The 16,792-nt window shown below is 68.9% G+C and carries 16 protein-coding genes; 11 read left to right on the forward strand and 5 right to left on the reverse strand.

The features are described 5' to 3' along the window. Positions 1-209: 209 nt before the first annotated feature. The 3 genes from ACY466_RS02955 (at position 210) to ACY466_RS02965 (ending at position 3,879) form a co-directional block, all read left to right on the forward strand. Positions 210-1,484, forward strand: a complete 1,275-nt coding sequence (locus ACY466_RS02955; RefSeq protein ID WP_463249722.1) for a sensor domain-containing phosphodiesterase — start codon at positions 210-212, stop codon at positions 1,482-1,484. Positions 1,485-1,546: 62 nt separating this feature from the next. After that, the gene (gene phoU, locus ACY466_RS02960; protein ID WP_463249724.1) at positions 1,547-2,188 is read left to right on the forward strand and encodes a phosphate signaling complex protein PhoU; all 642 of its coding nucleotides are present in this window, start codon (positions 1,547-1,549) and stop codon (positions 2,186-2,188) included. Between the two features lie 176 nt (positions 2,189-2,364). After that, complete coding sequence (locus ACY466_RS02965) at positions 2,365-3,879, forward strand: sugar transferase (protein ID WP_463249726.1); 1,515 nt, start codon at positions 2,365-2,367, stop codon at positions 3,877-3,879. A gap of 3 nt (positions 3,880-3,882) precedes the next feature. On the opposite strand, the gene ACY466_RS02970 is transcribed toward ACY466_RS02965, so the two are convergent. Continuing rightward, positions 3,883-4,590, reverse strand: a complete 708-nt coding sequence (locus ACY466_RS02970; RefSeq protein ID WP_463249728.1) for an ANTAR domain-containing protein — start codon at positions 4,588-4,590, stop codon at positions 3,883-3,885. Positions 4,591-4,719: 129 nt separating this feature from the next. On the opposite strand from ACY466_RS02970, the gene ACY466_RS02975 reads away from it, so the two are divergent. Together ACY466_RS02975 and ACY466_RS02980 are read left to right on the forward strand one after the other, a co-directional pair. Then, the gene (locus ACY466_RS02975; RefSeq protein WP_463249730.1) at positions 4,720-5,448 is read left to right on the forward strand and encodes a GAF domain-containing protein; all 729 of its coding nucleotides are present in this window, start codon (positions 4,720-4,722) and stop codon (positions 5,446-5,448) included. Then, on the forward strand, positions 5,445-6,173 hold the full coding sequence (locus tag ACY466_RS02980; RefSeq protein ID WP_463249731.1) for an ANTAR domain-containing protein: 729 nt from the start codon (positions 5,445-5,447) through the stop codon (positions 6,171-6,173). The genes ACY466_RS02975 and ACY466_RS02980 overlap by 4 nt, the downstream gene beginning before the upstream one ends. 15 nt (positions 6,174-6,188) lie before the next feature. On the opposite strand, the gene ACY466_RS02985 is transcribed toward ACY466_RS02980, so the two are convergent. Next, positions 6,189-6,914 (reverse strand): TetR/AcrR family transcriptional regulator, encoded by a 726-nt coding sequence (locus tag ACY466_RS02985; RefSeq protein ID WP_463249733.1) that lies wholly within the window; start codon positions 6,912-6,914, stop codon positions 6,189-6,191. A 116-nt stretch (positions 6,915-7,030) separates the two neighbouring features. On the opposite strand from ACY466_RS02985, the gene ACY466_RS02990 reads away from it, so the two are divergent. Together ACY466_RS02990 and ACY466_RS02995 are read left to right on the forward strand one after the other, a co-directional pair. Then, positions 7,031-8,389, forward strand: a complete 1,359-nt coding sequence (locus tag ACY466_RS02990; protein ID WP_463249734.1) for a putative nucleotidyltransferase substrate binding domain-containing protein — start codon at positions 7,031-7,033, stop codon at positions 8,387-8,389. A gap of 11 nt (positions 8,390-8,400) precedes the next feature. Then, positions 8,401-9,168, forward strand: a complete 768-nt coding sequence (locus ACY466_RS02995; RefSeq protein ID WP_463249736.1) for a Fic/DOC family protein — start codon at positions 8,401-8,403, stop codon at positions 9,166-9,168. Positions 9,169-9,289: 121 nt separating this feature from the next. Here ACY466_RS02995 and ACY466_RS03000 read toward each other — a convergent pair whose 3' ends face one another. Then, positions 9,290-10,000 (reverse strand): TetR/AcrR family transcriptional regulator, encoded by a 711-nt coding sequence (locus ACY466_RS03000; protein WP_463249737.1) that lies wholly within the window; start codon positions 9,998-10,000, stop codon positions 9,290-9,292. A gap of 202 nt (positions 10,001-10,202) precedes the next feature. Between ACY466_RS03000 and ACY466_RS03005 the strand changes: the two genes are divergently transcribed. The 4 genes from ACY466_RS03005 to ACY466_RS03020 are packed head-to-tail and all read left to right on the forward strand — an operon-like array spanning position 10,203 to position 15,193. Continuing rightward, on the forward strand, positions 10,203-11,735 hold the full coding sequence (locus tag ACY466_RS03005; protein WP_463249738.1) for an amino acid permease: 1,533 nt from the start codon (positions 10,203-10,205) through the stop codon (positions 11,733-11,735). 1 nt (position 11,736) lies between these two features. Next, entirely contained in the window at positions 11,737-12,567 is an 831-nt protein-coding gene (locus tag ACY466_RS03010) for an urea amidolyase associated protein UAAP1 (protein WP_463249740.1), read from the forward strand. After that, positions 12,564-13,208, forward strand: a complete 645-nt coding sequence (locus ACY466_RS03015; RefSeq protein ID WP_463249741.1) for an urea amidolyase associated protein UAAP2 — start codon at positions 12,564-12,566, stop codon at positions 13,206-13,208. Before ACY466_RS03010 ends, ACY466_RS03015 begins: the two co-directional genes overlap by 4 nt. Further along, complete coding sequence (locus ACY466_RS03020; RefSeq protein ID WP_463249743.1) at positions 13,205-15,193, forward strand: 5-oxoprolinase/urea amidolyase family protein; 1,989 nt, start codon at positions 13,205-13,207, stop codon at positions 15,191-15,193. The genes ACY466_RS03015 and ACY466_RS03020 overlap by 4 nt, the downstream gene beginning before the upstream one ends. Positions 15,194-15,205: 12 nt before the next feature. On the opposite strand, the gene ACY466_RS03025 is transcribed toward ACY466_RS03020, so the two are convergent. Continuing rightward, positions 15,206-16,360, reverse strand: a complete 1,155-nt coding sequence (locus ACY466_RS03025; RefSeq protein WP_463249745.1) for an RNA polymerase sigma factor — start codon at positions 16,358-16,360, stop codon at positions 15,206-15,208. A 7-nt stretch (positions 16,361-16,367) separates the two neighbouring features. Beyond that, positions 16,368-16,775 (reverse strand): YciI family protein, encoded by a 408-nt coding sequence (locus ACY466_RS03030; protein ID WP_463249746.1) that lies wholly within the window; start codon positions 16,773-16,775, stop codon positions 16,368-16,370. Positions 16,776-16,792: the final 17 nt, after the last annotated feature.

Below are 16,792 nucleotides of genomic sequence, written 5' to 3' on the forward strand. Positions count from 1 at the left end.
AACAAACGGGGGAGCCTGTGGCAGCTACTTCGCAGATGATGCGGGCTTTTACCCGGTTTGCTCGTATCGTTGTGAGATGTACGTGCAGAAATAGTGAAACTTTTGCGTCTTCACAACCGATACCTCGGGGGGTTGGACACGAAGACGTAGTAACAGGGGGCTTCGGGCGTGTCGATCGACACGTCGAGAATGGGATGGATGGAGGCCTCATGCACAGGACCGCACTGCAACGTCAGGCCGAGTCCGCTCGCAACTACGCCGATTATTCGGTGCTCGACGAGTCACTGAACACGCTGGTCAGCGCGGCCGCCGGAGCACTCGGCTTCGACTCGGCCATGGTGAACATCCTGGACGACACCACCCAGTACACCCTCGCGCGACACGGCTTCGACGACGACGATCCGTACGTCAGGGCCCGGGACACCACCACGTGCACCTTCGTTCTGGAGAGTCGGAAGGCGCTGTCGGTCCCCGATTCCGTCGTGTCCCAGTTCTCCGAGGACGACGCCGTGAGCGCCACCGCGAGGACACTGCTGGCGTACGAGCTGCGGTCCTATCTGGGTGTCCCGCTGTACGGGCGCGAGGGAGTGATCGTCGGAACGCTCTGTGTGTTCGACGACCGACCTCGGGAGAACACCGCGAGGCTCGAGACGTCGCTCGCCGAATTCGGCCGGATGGTCGAGCACTACCTCGAGGCGATCCGCAATCGTCGACGCACCGTGGGGTCCGCCGGCGTCAAGATCGCCGACGCCCTGCACCTCGACGAGATCGAGCCCTGGTTTCAGCCCGTGGTCGACATCGACTCCGGTCGCATCGTGGCTGTCGAGGCCCTTGCCCGCTGGCAACGGCCGAATCTCGGTATGCTCGGTCCCGACGCGTTCCTGCCCGCGATCGCGGGTAGCGACCTCGAGATCGACGTCGACCACTCGATCCTGCAGGCCGCATTGCGCAGCTTCGGTCCGTGGCTGGAGACGTCCCCGTACCTGAACCTGCACGTCAACCTCTCGGCCCGCCACCTCGGTGCACCGGACGGAGTGGCGCACCTCGAGCAGATCGTCGCGCAGTCCGGGGTGCCGGCGTCGGCCGTGGTGTTCGAACTGACCGAGACGCCGTCGCTCGTGGACCGCATGCACGCCGAGGGCTTCATCACGGCGCTGCACGAGCGTGGATTCCGGGTGGTGCTCGACGACATCGGCATCGGCTTCTCCTCGCTGGAGCGGCTGCTGGAGTATCCCGTCGACGGCTTCAAGATCGACTCTGCGATCGCCCGCACCCTGGGCACCACGGCGGGCGACTCGCTCATCAAGGCACTGGCCGGCTTCGCGTCCGACACCGGGCGCAGCCTGGTGATCGAAGGCGTGGAAACGTTGGATCAGCTCACCGCGGCGCGCCGCAACGGCTGCACCGCGGCGCAGGGGTGGTACTTCTCGGCAGCGATACGGGCGGCAGATATCGCGCCCTTGCTGCGTGAACGGTGCCGGTAGCGGGTACAGGAGTATCGTCTGCGGTTCGGCGTGGGCCGAACGCAGTGGGGAGTGATCAGCTCATGAGGAACGCATACCTGGCGCAACTGGACGGCCTGAGCGCCGACCTGTGCACGCTCGCGGCGGAAGCCGAGACGGCGCTGACGGGTGCGTCCGCGGCCCTGTTCGACGGCAATCTCCGCTCGGCCGAAAGCGTCATCGCCAACGCGGACGCCCTGGCGGAACTGGGCCTCGAGTGCGAAGAGCAGGCCGTCACCGTCCTCGCCCTGCAGGCCCCGGTGGCCGCAGACCTGCGTCGCGTCTTCTCCGCCGTCCGCATCAGCAGCGACCTCGCGCGCATGGGCGGGCTGGCCGTGCACATCGCGGAGGCCGCGCGTCGTCGCTTCCCGGACGACGTGGTGCCCGCCGATCTTCGGCCGCACTTCCGCGAGATGAGCGACCTGTGCCTGGACATGTCCCGACGTGTCCTGCGGGCGCTCGAGACCAACGATCTCGACTCCATCGCGGAACTCCAATCCATGGACGATCGCGTCGATCACCTCAAGTCGCTGGTGGTGGAGACCGTGTCCGCCGACGAGCGCGGCGAGGACGTCACCCGCGCCGTCGACATCGCGTTGCTGGGACGCTACTTCGAGCGATACGCCGATCAGGTCGTGAACGTCGCCGATCGCATCGTCTTCTATGTGAGCGGTCGCAAACCCTGAGCCGGTTCTTCTGTGTATCCGTGCAGCCGAAAACGTAACGACCGGCACCGAATGTCCGAAGTACAGGTGTGAGGCGCTGCACTGTGCTTGTCTGTGCGGGTCGTCACTCGAGGCAATAGGCTTCGACAGGGGCCGTTCGAGGGGAAACGGACCACGCGCACAGGACGGGGTTACAGGTGACGGTTTTCGACTCCGCGCAGTCGGCTCCCGCCGAGGCGACCGAGCGCACCGGCGTACGCGCCCGACGGTTTCGCCGCGTCGAGTCGCGTCGGGACTGGGAGAGCGGATACGTCGACGGCCTGCGCATCACCGACACCCTGGTGGTCGTCGCGGCCCTGCTCAGCGCCCAGGTCGTGCGCTTCGGCGTCGGTAATCTGACCGACCCCGCCGATCTCGGCAACTACACCCTGGTGTCCATCCTCCTCGGCATCACCTGGCTCGCCTTCCTGTCCATCTTTCGGACGCGCTCGCCGCGAGTCGTCGGGTCGGGCGCGGAAGAGTATCGGCGCATCCTCTCGGCGACGTTTCGGCTGTTCGGCCTGCTGGCCATCCTGTCTCTGATCTTCCGCGCCGATCTGGCTCGCGGTTACCTGGCCATCGCTCTGCCCGTCGGGCTCGTGGGTCTGCTGCTCGGTCGCTGGATCTGGCGCAAGCGCATCGCGAGCGGTCGCCGCCGCGGGCAGTTCACCACCTCCGTCGTCATCGTCGGCAGCCACAGCTCGGCGCTGTCCATGGCGCGCTCGTTCAACCGCGACGGCGGTTCGGGATACGCGGTGGTGGGAGTGTGCCTGCCGCGGACCCAGCTCGTCGACGACCAACTGTCCGTCGACGGACTCGAGATTCCCGTGCTGGGTACCGAGCACGACATCCTCGAAGCGATCGAGGCGTCGGGCGCCGACACGGTCGCGGTGACGGCAACGGACCACATCGGCCACGCCGGCATTCGGCGGATGGTGTGGGACCTCGAGAAGATGAACGTCGATCTGGTCGTCGCACCCGGCGTGGTGGACGTGGCCGGACCCCGTCTGCACATGCGACCCGTCGCCGGGCTGCCCCTCATCCACGTCGAGAAGCCGCAGTACAACGGTGCGAGCCGCTTCGGCAAGACGTTCTTCGACATCACCTTCGCCGTGGCCGCGCTGATCGCTGTCGCACCACTGCTGATCATCGTCGCGGTCCTCGTCAAGGCCACCAGCCGTGGCCCGGTGTTCTACAGGTCGGAGCGCATGGGGCTGGACGGCAAGCCGTTCGAGATGATCAAGTTCCGCTCCATGGTCCAGGACGCCGACACCAAGGTGGCGGACCTGTTCGCCCACAACGAGTCCGAGGGTGGCGTCTTGTTCAAGATGCGCGAGGACCCACGCATCACGCCCGTCGGTCGAGTGATGCGGCGGCTGAGCATCGACGAGTTGCCCCAGTTCATCAACGTGCTGAAGCGCGAGATGTCCATCGTCGGTCCACGGCCTCCGCTGCGGCGCGAGGTGGAGACCTACGACGGCGACGTCCGTCGGCGGCTGTTGGTCAAGCCCGGCATCACCGGGCTCTGGCAGGTCAGCGGCCGTTCGGACCTGTCGTGGGAGGAAACGGTCCGACTCGACCTGTCGTACGTGGAGAACTGGTCGATGACCGGTGACATCCTCATCGTCTTCAAGACGCTGCGCGCGGTCGTCGGCAGCGACGGGGCGTACTGACCGTCAGGCGAGGGAGTTCAGGACCTCGTGTGCCGCGTCGTGGACGGTGAGGTCGTGCTCGCGCGCGTATGCAGTCAGGGCCGTGACGGCCTGCGCCAGGGTCAGGCCCTCACGCACCATGAACACGCCCGCGGCGGTGTCGATCGCCTGTCGCGCGTCCATCGCCGTCTGCAGGGTCCGGACGGCTCCGTGCGTGGAGGTGTGGCGGTCGACGGTCTGCAACGACGCGGCCAGGTACTGCAGCAGCACCGCCAGCACATCACCGCTCGGGTCGACGGCGTGCCTGGTGCCGGCATCGCTGTAGAGATTGAGCGAGCCGACGGTGCGGCCGGGTGTGCCGTCGACGTGCACCGGAAACGCCGCGATACGCCCGATGCCCGCGGTACGGGCCGAGACGGCAACGTCCGGCCACCACCGTCCGACGGTGTCGACCGACAGGTCGACGGCTACCCCCGTGCGCGACGCTCGCAGGCACGGGCCGTCGTTCGCGGCGTATTGCTCGCGGTCGACGGCCTCGGCGGCGGCGTCGGTGGCCCCGACGGTGAACGGTGCCAGGGGGTCGAACGAGACGGTGATGCTCGCGCGGTCGGCTCCGGGAACGAAGCGCACGGCGAGGGCGGCGACGCGGGTCATGAGCTCGAGGGCGTCGTCGGCGGTGCCGACGGTCATGGTCAAGTGCCGCTCGACCTCGGCGAACTGGTCGTCGGTCATCTGTGTCGGTTTCCGTGACGGTTGATGAGACGACACTACGCCCGTGACGTCGCCGCGGGTCTACTCTGGTGACCGTCGGGGGATAGGCTGTCGGACCGTCCGGTACGTCGCCGAGCGGAACGGGGAATCATGACCGGTCACGAGGAGGATTCCCAGCGCACCGACACGCGATTGCGCGTCTCGGAACTGTGCCGCAACTTGCTCGCTCTCGCGGGGGTGGACGGCGCTGCCGTCACTGTGGTGAGCGGCTCCTCCCGCGAACTCGTCTACGCCACCGACGCCGTCGCGCAATACCTCGACGAACTGCAGTTCACCACCGGACAGGGACCGTGTATCGACGCGTTCCGCAGGAGAACCGTCGTGTCCGTCCCCGATCTCACGGACGAGGCCTCGATCCCTTGGCCGGGCTTCGCGGCCGACGCCGCCGCCGGGGGCATGGCCGCGGTCTTCGCGTTCCCGCTGCGCGCGGGCGGTGACGTGTTCGGCGTGGTCGAGCTCTACCGAACCGTACCGGGTGCTCTGGACGACGAAATCCTGGCTGTCGCACAGGTATCCGCCGATGCGCTGGCCTCCGTTCTGCTGCAGGACTATCTGCGACCCGAGTCCGTCGGAGCGAGGCCGGGCGCCGAGTATGCTACGAACGCTCACACTCCGCGTCGACATGTGAACCTCGCCGTGGGCATGATCTCGGTACAGCTCGGTGTGCCTCCGGACGAGGCGCTGGCCAGGCTGAGGGCGGCGGCGTACTCCGAACGCCGCCCGATCGACGACCTCGCTCGCGATGTCGTGGACAGAACCACCCGATTCACCAGCGACGACACCACGTCGGATTCGACGACGAAAGGCCAGCAGTCGTGACCGATCTCCACCCCACCGACGAGAACGACGACCCCGGAGCGCCCCAGCAGGTCGTGGCGCTCGCGGAAATCACCGGACACCTCGTCACCGGGGTCGACGCGTCGTCCTTGATGTACACCCTGGCCGAGAGGGCGCGAGCCGTCATCGGTGCGGTGTCGGTGTCGGTCGTGCTCTCCGACGCCGACGCCGAGACGAATTCCCTCCTCGTCGCGTCGTCCTCGGTGGTGGCCGTCGACCGGTACCTGGCCCTCGGTGGGCCGGCGGAGACGTGTATCCGCGTCGGCGCGGTGGTGATGGTCGACGATCTGGCCGGCGACGGTACCCGCTGGCCCGAGTACGCATCCGCCGCCGTCGCCGCGGGTATCGGTGGGGTGCGGGCGTACCCGGTGCGAATCGCGGCGCGTACGGCCGGGGCCGTCGTCGTGCACACAGCGGGGCCGTGGGGCGCCGCCCCGCACGTCGGGTCGTTCGTCCAGGCCATCGCGGATCTGGTCGCCCTGTCGCTGGATCGCTCCGCGGCCGACGACACACGGCTGTCGGTGGCCGCCGATCGTCGACGCGTCGCACTCGACGACAACGCCGTGATCGAGCAGGCCATCGGGGTGCTGTCCGAGCGCGCCGGCGTCGACATCGCCGAGGCCACCGTCCTTCTGGTGTCCGAGGCGCGGGCCCGCCGCCGGTCCGTGGTGCGGCACGCGCGGGCGGTCCTCGACTCGGCCGAGTGACGCCCGGCGGGTGTGTCAGGCGGTCGGCTGAGGCAGATCGGTCGCGAGCCGCTCGAGCAGACTTTCCAACGACTTCTCGAACTCGACGTGCGCGAGATCGCGCGACAGTTCCGGGCGCAGTCGCAACACGGTGGGATAGTCGGCCATCGTGACCTCGAGGTCGTCACGGCCCTCGGCCGATCCCGGCTCGTCAGTATCCACGGACGGGACGAGGTCCACGCCCTGCGCCGAGACCTCGAGCAGCAGGTGGCCCAGCAGGAAGCTGGTGTAGGCGCGGTAGGCGGCCGCGGTCGCCGCGTCGTCGAAGCCCCACGCGTGCAGGCTGGAGAGGAAGTTGTCCATCCAGCGAACGCTGCGGAGCGGGGGCCGGACCCAGGGTGCTTCCGAGGGTCGCGTCGCCACCAGCGGGAACACCTGCGGATGCGCGAGCGCCATGCGCCGGACGCCGTGGGCGAGTCGCTGCAGGTAGTCCTGCCAGCTCGTCGCGCCCGTCATGAGGACCTGAGGGTCGCCGTGCAGATCGTCGATGACCAGCTCGACGATGCCGTCGAGCAGGGATTCCTTGCCGGGAACGTAGTGGTAGAGGGCCATGGCCTCGACGCCGAGCGAGGCTCCGAGTCGGCGCATGGTGAGTTCGGCGACGCCGTTGGCGTCGATGAACGCGATGCCGGCGCGCAGGATGGCGTCGAGCGTCAGGCCGCCGCGACCCACCGCCGTGGTTGTTCTGTGGGTTGGTGTCACGTGTACCTTCCGATCGCCTGTCGTGGCGCTCTGGTGCTGACTGTATGCCTGTTTCTGCTTCGCCGTGTGCCGCCCTGGTGCGGCTGCGCCGCGTTTGTCGCCATAAGGTGGCCGTCGTGACGGTGGGTGAGCGAGCGCAGACGTCGGTGCCCGTGTGTTCGGCGAGCACGTCGATCTCCGAGGTCGCAGCCCGGATGACCGCCGCTCGCTCCCGGTGTGCGGTCATCACGAACGGCACCGATGCGGTGTGGGGCATCGTCACCGACGGTGACCTTCGCCGACGCGTCGTGGCCGGGGGTGTCGGCCGGGACTCCGAGGTCGCCGGAGTAGCGACGACGCCGGTCCACACGGTCCCGTCGACTCGATCCGTGGCGGACGCGGGAACGGACATGATGGCCATCGGGGTGCGTCACCTGGTGGTCGTCGACGCGGCCGGCGCCCTGGTGGGCGTCGTGGACGACGCCGATCTGTTCTCGTCGGCGACGCGGGCGGGTGTGCTGGTGCGTACGGCGATCGCCCGCGCGGAGACCGCCGAGGACCTGATCACCCGCTGCGCCGACATCCCGTCCGTGGTCATCGCAGCGCACGATTCGCGGGTGGCGCCGGCCGACGTCGCGGGAATCCGTTCGGTGTTGGTGCGAGCCGCGTTCGGACGAGCCGTGGCGCTGGTGGGGCCCGAGCTGACGGCCCGCGAGATCGTGGTGCTCGGCAGCGTCGCGCGGCGCGAGGCGTTGCCGTCGTCGGACCTCGAGACCGCCGCGGTGGTGGCGTCGGAGGACAGGGTGGGCGCCGCCACGCGTTCGGGCGCCGCGGTGCACGATCTGCTGCGCCGGTGCGGAATCCGGCCGGACCCGCACAACGCGTTGGCGTCGCAACGGCGCTTCGTGCGCACCCGCGAGGGATGGACCGCCGCCGTCGACGGGTGGATCGCGGATCCGTTGAGCGACAGGGGGATCGTGATGCTCTCGCTCCTCGCCGACGCGAGTGCGGTCGGCGGTGTGGCCGAGTTCGATCTGGCCGAGCACGTCCGGTCGCGTCTGGCCGACTCCTCGCGGGCCCAGCACCTGCTGCTCCGTGAGGCCACCGTGGGCCAGGCCAAGTTGGTGTTGCGAGACAAGCTTTTCCGACGCACGGAGTCCGCGGATCTCAAGGAGTCGGTGCTGTCGTCGATCACCGACATCGCCCGGTGGGCGGGGCTGCGGGGCGGGTCACCCGAGCGCACCACCCTCGGGCGCCTCGCCGACGCCGGGGCCGCCGGGGTGCTCGGCGTGGACGACGCGCAGGTGCTGGCGGAGTCCTTCGACGTGGTGCAGCGCATCCGGCTCGGGCACCAGTGCGATCAGGTGCGTGCCGGGGTGACGCCGGACGACGTGGTCTCGCTCGCCGATCTCACTCCGCTCGCTCGCAGTCTGCTGAGCAACGCGGCGCGGGAGGTCGCGGGAATGCAACGGGCGCTGGCCTATTCGGTCACATGAACGCCGGTCCCATGGGCGCTGACGATGCGATTCGGCAGGCGGTGGCGGCGGAACGGCTCGAGGGGTGGGCGCCGACGCCGTCCGACCTCGAGGTTCTTGCCGCCGCCGGGCGCGGGGAGGACGTCGTCCCGGATCTGTGTGCCCGCCTGACGCGTCCGGGAGCGACGCCGCCGCGTCGGTGGTTCGCGCGTCGGGCACCCTATCTGCAGTCCGGGAGCGCGACGCTGCGGAATCGGTTCGGCATCGAGGACCCGCGCGAGCTGGATCGCGCCGAGGCGCTGGTGACGGCGGTGCGACTGGTCGAGATCCACACCGGCCGTGTCGCTTTCGAGATGGAGGGGGTGCACCGGTTGCTCGAACTGCACCGGTACGTCTTCTCGGACGTGTACGAGTGGGCGGGAAAGATCCGCACCGTCGAGCTGTCGAAGAACGGCACCACCTTCACCCACGTGGCGTCGATCTGGGAAGCGCTGATCGTGGCGCACGAGACCATCGTCGGTGCGGACTTCGCGAGCGCCGACCACGGACGGTTGGCCTACCTGCTCAGCCGGACCTACGCGGAGGTGAACCACGCCCACCCGTTTCGGGAGGGCAACGGGCGCGCGGGGACGGCGTTGCTGCACCACCTGGTCGCGGACTCGTCGTATCGGCTCGACCTCTCGGGCACCACCCGCGCCGACTGGGTGCAGGCAGCGCGGGATTCGGTGCCGTTCCGCACCGCGGGGGCGCCGTCGCCGCGTCCCTTTCTGCCGATCTTCCTGCGCGCGTTGGTGGGGTAGCGCCCCGCGCCCCCTCGCACCCCTCCTCGCGCACCCTGCCCCGACCCGCCCCGTTCTTGCCCGCGCCCCACCCCTCGGCGCGCACCCTGCAGCGTCCTGCGCACCGTGCACGGTGCGCGTCTCACTGCACGGTGCGCGGCGACGCCTCCAGCCCCGGCGCCGACTCCCGCCCCTCCACCAACTCCGCCGCCGCGTCCGTCACCGCGTCGGGCACGGCGGTCAGCCCCAGGACCCGGAGCGCGGCGTCGGCGACGGCGCGCGGTGAGTCCGGCCCGGTGTCGTCGAGGTCGGCGTCGGAGCGCGCGTTGATGATCGACTCGACGAGCCGGAACGGCAGGTGCGCGGCGACGGTGTCGTCGGGGGAGAGGACACCGATGCGTCGCAGCGCCTCGGTCGACAACCGTGCGTACTCCTCGCGCAGATCCCAGCGTTGCCGGCGGAAGGCGTCGAACCGGTCCGAGCGCAGCTCGGGCAGCAGGTAGAGCGCGCCGAGGTTCCAGGTGGACGTGGTGAGGTGCCGGGCGTCGAACCAGGTCAGGGCGTGGATGCGCACGCGGGGATCGTCGGTGGCGGCGGGGAGAGAGCGCGCGAACTCCGCGGGTGCTTCCACGGTGCCGGCCAGGAGCGCCATCAGCATGGCGTCCTTGTTCTCGAAGTGGTTGTACAGCGAGGCCTGCCGCACCCCCACGGCGTCGGCGATGGCCCGCGTACTCGTCGCGGTGAACCCACCGGTGGTGAAGAGCTCGGCCGCGGCGTCGAGGATCTCGTCGCGCGCGGTGGCCCCCGGCCGCTTCCTGGCCGCCGATCGGGGCCGTCCGATGCTTACGCTCACGCCCACATGCTGCCATCTCCCGACGCGGTGAGCGGACGTACACGTTCTCGAAACACGGTTAACACGACTGCAACCCGCAGACCCGATCTCGATACATCGACGTCACCACCGGGGCGCCTCGAACCGATTAACTATCACTTGACAGTTACGCATGGCGACGAGGCCACGCGCGGCCACACTTACTCGCTGACGGAGATTCCCCATGAGCCAGGCCGTACTACCTCCCCCCTCGGATCGCGCCGGTGATTCCGACGACCTCCGCGAGTTCGGGTACGAGCAGCAACTGCACCGCAAACTGGGCAAGTTCGCCTCGTTCGCGGCCGGTTTCTCGTTCGTCTCCATTCTCACCACCATCTTCCAGCTCTTCGGACTCGGCTTCTCGTTCGCCGGTCCCGCGTTCTTCTGGACCTGGCCGGTGGTGTTCCTCGGTCAGTTCATGGTGGCCCTGTGCTTCGCGGAACTCGCTGCGCGCTATCCCATCTCGGGCGCCATCTACCAGTGGTCGCGGCGTATGGGCGGCGAGATCGCCGGATGGTTCGCCGGCTGGTTCATGATCATCGCGCAGATCGTCACCGCGTCCGCCGCCGCGATCGCGCTGCAGGTGGTGCTCCCGAACGTGTGGATCGGCTTCCAGATCGTCGGTACGGACACCGCTCTGACCTCGTCCGACGGCGCGACCAACGCCGTCGTGCTCGGTACCGCGCTGTTGGTGGTCACCACGACGATCAACTCGATCGGCGTCAACGTGATGGCGCGCATCAACTCCATCGGTGTGACGTGCGAGATCATCGGCGTCATCGCGATCGTCGGCGTCTTCTTCACCCACGCGCAACGCGGACCCGACGTCGTCTTCGACACCGGCAGCGTGCCCGCCGATTCCGGCTACATCGGGGCGTGGATCGTCTCCGGCCTCATGGCCGCGTACGTGATGGTGGGATTCGGCTCGGCCGGCGAGCTGGCCGAGGAGACGAAGAACCCGCGACGCATCGCTCCGCGCACCATCCGCCTCGCACTGTCGGTCTCCGCGCTCGGCGGCGGGCTCATGATCCTCGGCGCACTCATGGCGGCCCCGAGCCTCACCGACGGCCAGCTGGCCACGCAGGGCCTGCCGTACGTGCTGGATTCGGTCCTGTCCTCGCCGTGGGGCACCGTGCTGCTGATCGACGTCGCCATCGCGATCCTCATCTGCACCTTGGCCATTCAGACCGCCGCGTCCCGGCTGATGTTCTCGATGGCCCGCGACGGACGTCTCCCCGCGTCGAAGGTGCTGGGGTCGGTCAACAAGACCACCGGCACTCCCATCGCCCCCGCCGTGATCATCGGTCTCGGCTGCGTGTCCGTGCTGATCGTCAACGTGGGCAACGCCGCCATCTTCACGACGCTCTCGAGTGTGTGCATCGTGCTGATCTACCTGGCCTACATGATGGTCACCGTTCCCCTCCTCGTCCGACGCCTGAAGGGGTGGCCGCATCCCACCTCGACGGTCGATTCCGAGGGCAAGAAGCTGTTCACGATGGGCTGGATCGGGTTGCCCGTGAACATCCTCGCCGTCGTGTACGGCGCGGTGATGGTGATCAACCTGTCGTGGCCGCGAGCGGAGATCTTCGACCCGTCGGGCGATTTCCCGCTGCTGCGCTGGGCCGCACCCCTGACCGTCCTCGCCGTCGTCCTGATCGGTGTCGCGTGCTTCCCCCGCGGCAAGGACCACCCCAACAAAGTCACGATCGGAGCCTGAGATGTCCAGTACCGCAACCACCTCCGCCGCCAAGGAACACGCCCGCGCGCAGGCCCGCGCCATCACGGACTCGATGCCCGTCGTCCCCGCCTCGCAGTGGCCGACGGCCGTCCACGGGGTCGAGCCCGGCACCCTCACCTGGGCCGAGACGGTCCCCGGTGGCCGCTACACCACCAAGGTGCTCGCTCGCGGAACGCGACTTCGCCTGCGCGACATCGACGGCTGCGCCTGCGCTCACGTCATGATCCACCGCGCCGACGCGCCCTGGGAGCGACTGAACACCGCCGACACGGTCAAGGTTCCCTGGCAGGCGTACCTCGGCGTCGGTCACCCCGTGCTCTCCGATCAGGGCCGGGTGTTGGCGACGGTGCTCGCCGATTCCTCGGGCCACCACGACGCCCTCTGCGGCACCACGACTCTCGCGACGAACACGGCCAAGTACGGCGACGGGTCGCCGTACTCCACCTCGCCCGCGGGTCGTGAGCTGCTGATTTTGGGGGCGCTGAAGAACGGGCTCGGACCTCGCGACGTGCCGCCGACCATCAGCTTCTTCCACGGCGTCACCGTCGAGTCCGACGGCAGCCTGCGCAGCACCGGCTCGGCCGGGCCCGATACCGCCGTCGACCTGATCGTGCACCTGCCGGTTATCGTGACCGTCGCGAACACCGCGCACCCGCTCGACCCGTCGCCGACGTTCGACACGACCTCGCTCGAGGTACTGGCCTGGACCTCACCCGATGACCTGGACGACCTTCCGAACGACGACCCCGAATACCGACGCGCCGTGGCCAACACGGAAGACGTGCGAATCGCAGCGGAGGCAACCCGATGACCAGCACCCAGACCCTCACCCCCGCCCTCGTTCCCGGCGAGGTGATCCTCGACGAGATCGCCCCGGCCCGCGGCCCGTGGTCCGCCGTCGTCGCCGCCGGTGACGTGCTCACCATCCTGGACCTGAAGGGGAACCAGGCGGTGGACACCCTCATCTACGGGGCTCACGATCACACCGTCCGCTACAGCGCGGCCACCACCCTGGTGGGGCAGGGAAACGTGTACCTGACCACCGAAACGGTGTTGCGCGACAGCGAGTCCCAGCCGCTGATGACCATCGTCGCGGACGAGGTGGGCAACCACGACACCATCGGCGGCGCGTGCTCGCAGGAGTCCAACACCCTGCGCTACGGCCACCACACCAAGCATCAGCACGGCTGCGTCGAGAACTTCCTCATGGAGGGGTCGCGCTGGGGTCTGGGCAAGGCGGATCTGGTGTCCAACATCAACTTCTTCATGAACGTGCCGGTCGAGGCGGACGGGTCGCTGGGCATCGTCGACGGGCTCTCCGCGCCGGGCAAGCGACTCGCCCTGCGGGCCGAGGTCGACGCGCTTGTGCTGGTGTCGAACTGCCCGCAGATCAACAACCCCTGCAACGGGTTCGACCCCACCGAGGTCCGCATGATCGTGACGCGCCCGTGACCGGCAAGATCACCGTCGAACGGCCCGGCATGCTCACCACGGTGCAGGACTGGCCGGGGCGCGTCGGGTACTGGAAGGTCGGGGTGCCGCCGTCCGGGCCCATGGACGATCTGTCCCTGCGGCTCGCGAACGTCGCCGTCGGAAACGCCGAGGGCGCAGCGGGATTGGAGACCACGCTCAGCGGTCCGGCCCTGCGGTTCGACTCCGACGGCGTCGTCTGCGTCGCCGGTGCCGATGTTCCGGTCACACTCGACGGGGAGCCCGTGGACCTGTGGACGCCGCTGTCGGTGTCGGCCGGGAGCGTCCTGGACATCGGGATGGTCGGCGGTGCGGGTCTGCGCATGTACGTCGCGGTGCGCGGCGGACTCGAGGCCGAGGAGTACCTGGGCAGCGCGTCGACCTTCACCATGGGCAACTTCGGTGGGCACCGCGGCCGGGTGCTCGAATCCGGAGACGTACTGACGGTCGCCGACCCCACGTCCGCCGACCCCGCGTCCACGGCCACCCCGCGGCCGGTGCCGATGGAACACGTTCCGGCCCTGAGCGATGCGTGGGAGCTCGCCGTCACCGAGGGTCCGCACGGAGCTCCCGAGTTCTTCACTCGTGCGGGCATGGACACCATTCTCGGCACCGCCTACGAGGTGCACTTCAATTCCGACCGCACCGGCGTTCGCCTGATCGGACCGCGGCCGGACTGGGCCCGCACCGACGGCGGCGAGGCGGGGCTGCACCCGTCGAACATCCACGACAACGCGTATTCCGTGGGCGCGCTCGACTTCACGGGCGACACCCCGATCCTTCTCGGTCCCGACGGTCCGTCCCTGGGCGGGTTCGTCTGCCCGGTCACCGTCGTCGCCGCGGATCGGTGGAAGCTCGGTCAGCTTCGCCCCGGCAACACGGTCCGCTTCGTGCCCGTGCGCAGCGCCGAGACGGCGTCGCTCGGATCGCTCGGCATGGGGCGTCGGGCGTCGTCTCCGGCGGTGTTCTCCCGCGGCGGGGACGGAGACGACGGCGTCATCGCGCGCCGTGAGGCCGCCACGGACGTCTGCTACCGACGGTCGGGCGACGACAACGTTCTCGTCGAATACGGTTCCATGTCACTCGATCTCGCACTCCGGGCGCGGGCCCATGCCCTGCACCAGCGCATCGAGCAGATCGCGCCGCGCGGGCTGGTCGATCTGACCCCGGGCATCCGCTCGCTGCAGGTCAAGGTCGACCCGGACGTGCTGCCCGTCGGAAAGCTGATGGATCTGCTGGTCGAGGTGGAGGAGGCGCTGCCCGACACCTCGGAGCTGGTGGTGCCGTCACGCAAGGTCCGCCTGCCGCTGTCGTGGGACGACCCGTCGACGCGCGAAGCCATCGAGCGGTACATGCACGGGGTGCGCTCGGACGCGCCGTGGTGCCCGTGGAACATCGAGTTCATCCGTCGCATGAACGGCCTGAACTCCGTCGACGACGTCTACGACACCGTGTTCGACGCCGACTACATGGTGTTGGGCCTGGGCGACGTGTATCTCGGTGCGCCCGTGGCGACTCCGTTGGATCCCCGGCACCGGTTGGTGACCACCAAGTACAATCCCGCCCGCACCTGGACGCCGGAGAACGCGGTGGGTATCGGCGGCGCGTACCTGTGCATCTACGGGATGGAGGGTCCGGGCGGGTACCAATTCGTGGGGCGCACCACGCAGGTGTGGAACCACCGCCACCCGTCGAACGTGGCGGGGTTCGAGCAGGGCACCCCCTGGTTGCTGCGGTTCTTCGACCGCATCTCCTGGTACCCCGTCACCACCGAGGAACTCGCGGACATGCGCGCCGACCTCGCGGCCGGCCGCGGCGGCGGCGTCGACATCACCGACGGCACCTTCTCCCTCGCCGATCACGACGCGTTCCTGGCGGACAACGAGGAGTCGATCGCCGCCTTCCGCTCCACCCAGGCCGAGGCCTTCGGAGTGGAGCGGCAGGCGTGGTCGGACGCGGGGGAGTAGCGGGCGGAACGATCACATCGAGTTCCGGACGCCTGCGGCCCGGCGTGACAGGTGGTGTCGCTCGGCGAGACTCGGCGCTGCCCGAGCCGCGTCGGCGTAGAGGCGTGCGGCGATCTGCAGGTCGCCGGACTTCTCGTGCAGATACGCCGACGCCGCGAGAAAGCGCGGAACGGTCGGGTCGACCCCGTCGAGCGCGGCCAACCCCGCCACGGGACCGTCGGCCTCCCCGACGGCCACGGCTCGGTTGAGCCGCACGATCGGGGTGTCCTGGACGCGGAGCAGTTCGTCGTACCATTCGACGATCTGAACCCAATCGGTGTCCTCCGCCCGTTGCGCATCGGCGTGCAGCGCAGCGATGGCCGCCTGACACCGGAACGGGCCGGGAGTGGCGTCCGGTCGGCCCGTCGGCAGAAGCGCAGACCGGAGGAGTGCGATGCCTTCGGTGATCATCGCGGTGTCCCACCGGCTGCGGTCCTGGTCGGCCAGGGCGACGAGCGCACCGTCGGGTTCCGTGCGGGCCGATCGGCGTGCGTGGTGGAGGAGCATGAGTGCCAGCAATCCGCGCACCTCGGGTTCGTCGACCATCGACGCGAGTTGTCGTGTCAGGCGGATGGCCTCGGCGGAGAGGTCGACGTCGCCGGAGTAGCCCTCGTTGAAGATCAGGTACAACACGGTCATCACCGTGCGAACGTCGCCGGGCGCGTCGAAACCGACGTCGACCAGGTTCTTCTTCGCCCGCGAGATCCGTGCCGCCATCGTCCGTTCGGGCACCAGATACGCGTGGGCGATCTGTCGTGTGGTCAACCCACCGACCGCCCGAAGGGTCAGTGCGACCGCCGAGCCGTGGGTCAGGGACGGGTGCGCACACAGGAACAACAGGTGAAGAGTGTCGTCCGCGACTTCGGCGTCGCCGGGGACGGGTTCCGACGTCACCCTCGCCTCGCGTTCCCGACGCGACGAGTCGGATCGGTAGGCGTCGAGGAACTGTCGCCACGCGACGGTGACCAGCCAGCCCTTCGGATCCGTAGGAGGGTTGTCGGGCCAGGTACGGAGCGCCTGCAGGAGGGCCTCCTGCACGGCGTCCTCGGCCGTCGCGAAGTCCACACCGCGGCGGACGAGGACACCGATCACCGCTGGGGTCAGTGCCCGCAGGAGTTGTGCGTCCACGTGCGGGTCAGTCGACGACGGTGCCTCGGGCGGCGAGCAGGGGCCGCAGTTCGAGCCATTCGTGGATGGGTTTCCCGCCCTTGCCCGGAGCCGCGGAGAGCTCGGCCGCCAGCTCCAGGGCCCGTTCGTGACTGTCGACGTCGATCATCATGTACCCCGCCACCAGGTCTTTCGTCTCGGCGAACGGGCCGTCGGTCACGGGCGGCCGACCTTCACCGTCGTACCGGACGAAGGTGCCCTCCGGAGCGAGCGCACGGCTGTCCACGAACTCGCCGCTCTTGTCGAGCCGAGCAGCGAAGTCCTCCATGTACTGCATGTGCGCATCCACCTCGGCCTGCGTCCACTCGTCCATGGGGGAATCGTTCACCGCTGCCGGTGCGCCGCGGTAGTGCTTGAGCATCAAGTACTTCGCCATGATCGTCTCCTCGGTTC

Source organism: Rhodococcus sp. K11/5 (assembly GCF_055193735.1).

Excerpts from the sequence above, each read along its gene's own strand:
- ACY466_RS02970 (WP_463249728.1), bottom strand. The coding sequence starts at position 4,590 with ATGACCGACGACCAGTTCGCCGAGGTCGAGCGGCACTTGACCATGACC.
- ACY466_RS03030 (WP_463249746.1), bottom strand. The coding sequence starts at position 16,775 with ATGGCGAAGTACTTGATGCTCAAGCACTACCGCGGCGCACCGGCAGCG.
- ACY466_RS03015 (WP_463249741.1), top strand. The coding sequence starts at position 12,564 with ATGACCAGCACCCAGACCCTCACCCCCGCCCTCGTTCCCGGCGAGGTG.
- ACY466_RS02995 (WP_463249736.1), top strand. The coding sequence starts at position 8,401 with ATGGGCGCTGACGATGCGATTCGGCAGGCGGTGGCGGCGGAACGGCTC.
- phoU (WP_463249724.1), top strand. The coding sequence starts at position 1,547 with ATGAGGAACGCATACCTGGCGCAACTGGACGGCCTGAGCGCCGACCTG.
- ACY466_RS02975 (WP_463249730.1), top strand. The coding sequence starts at position 4,720 with ATGACCGGTCACGAGGAGGATTCCCAGCGCACCGACACGCGATTGCGC.
- ACY466_RS02955 (WP_463249722.1), top strand. The coding sequence starts at position 210 with ATGCACAGGACCGCACTGCAACGTCAGGCCGAGTCCGCTCGCAACTAC.
- ACY466_RS03005 (WP_463249738.1), top strand. The coding sequence starts at position 10,203 with ATGAGCCAGGCCGTACTACCTCCCCCCTCGGATCGCGCCGGTGATTCC.
- ACY466_RS03010 (WP_463249740.1), top strand. The coding sequence starts at position 11,737 with ATGTCCAGTACCGCAACCACCTCCGCCGCCAAGGAACACGCCCGCGCG.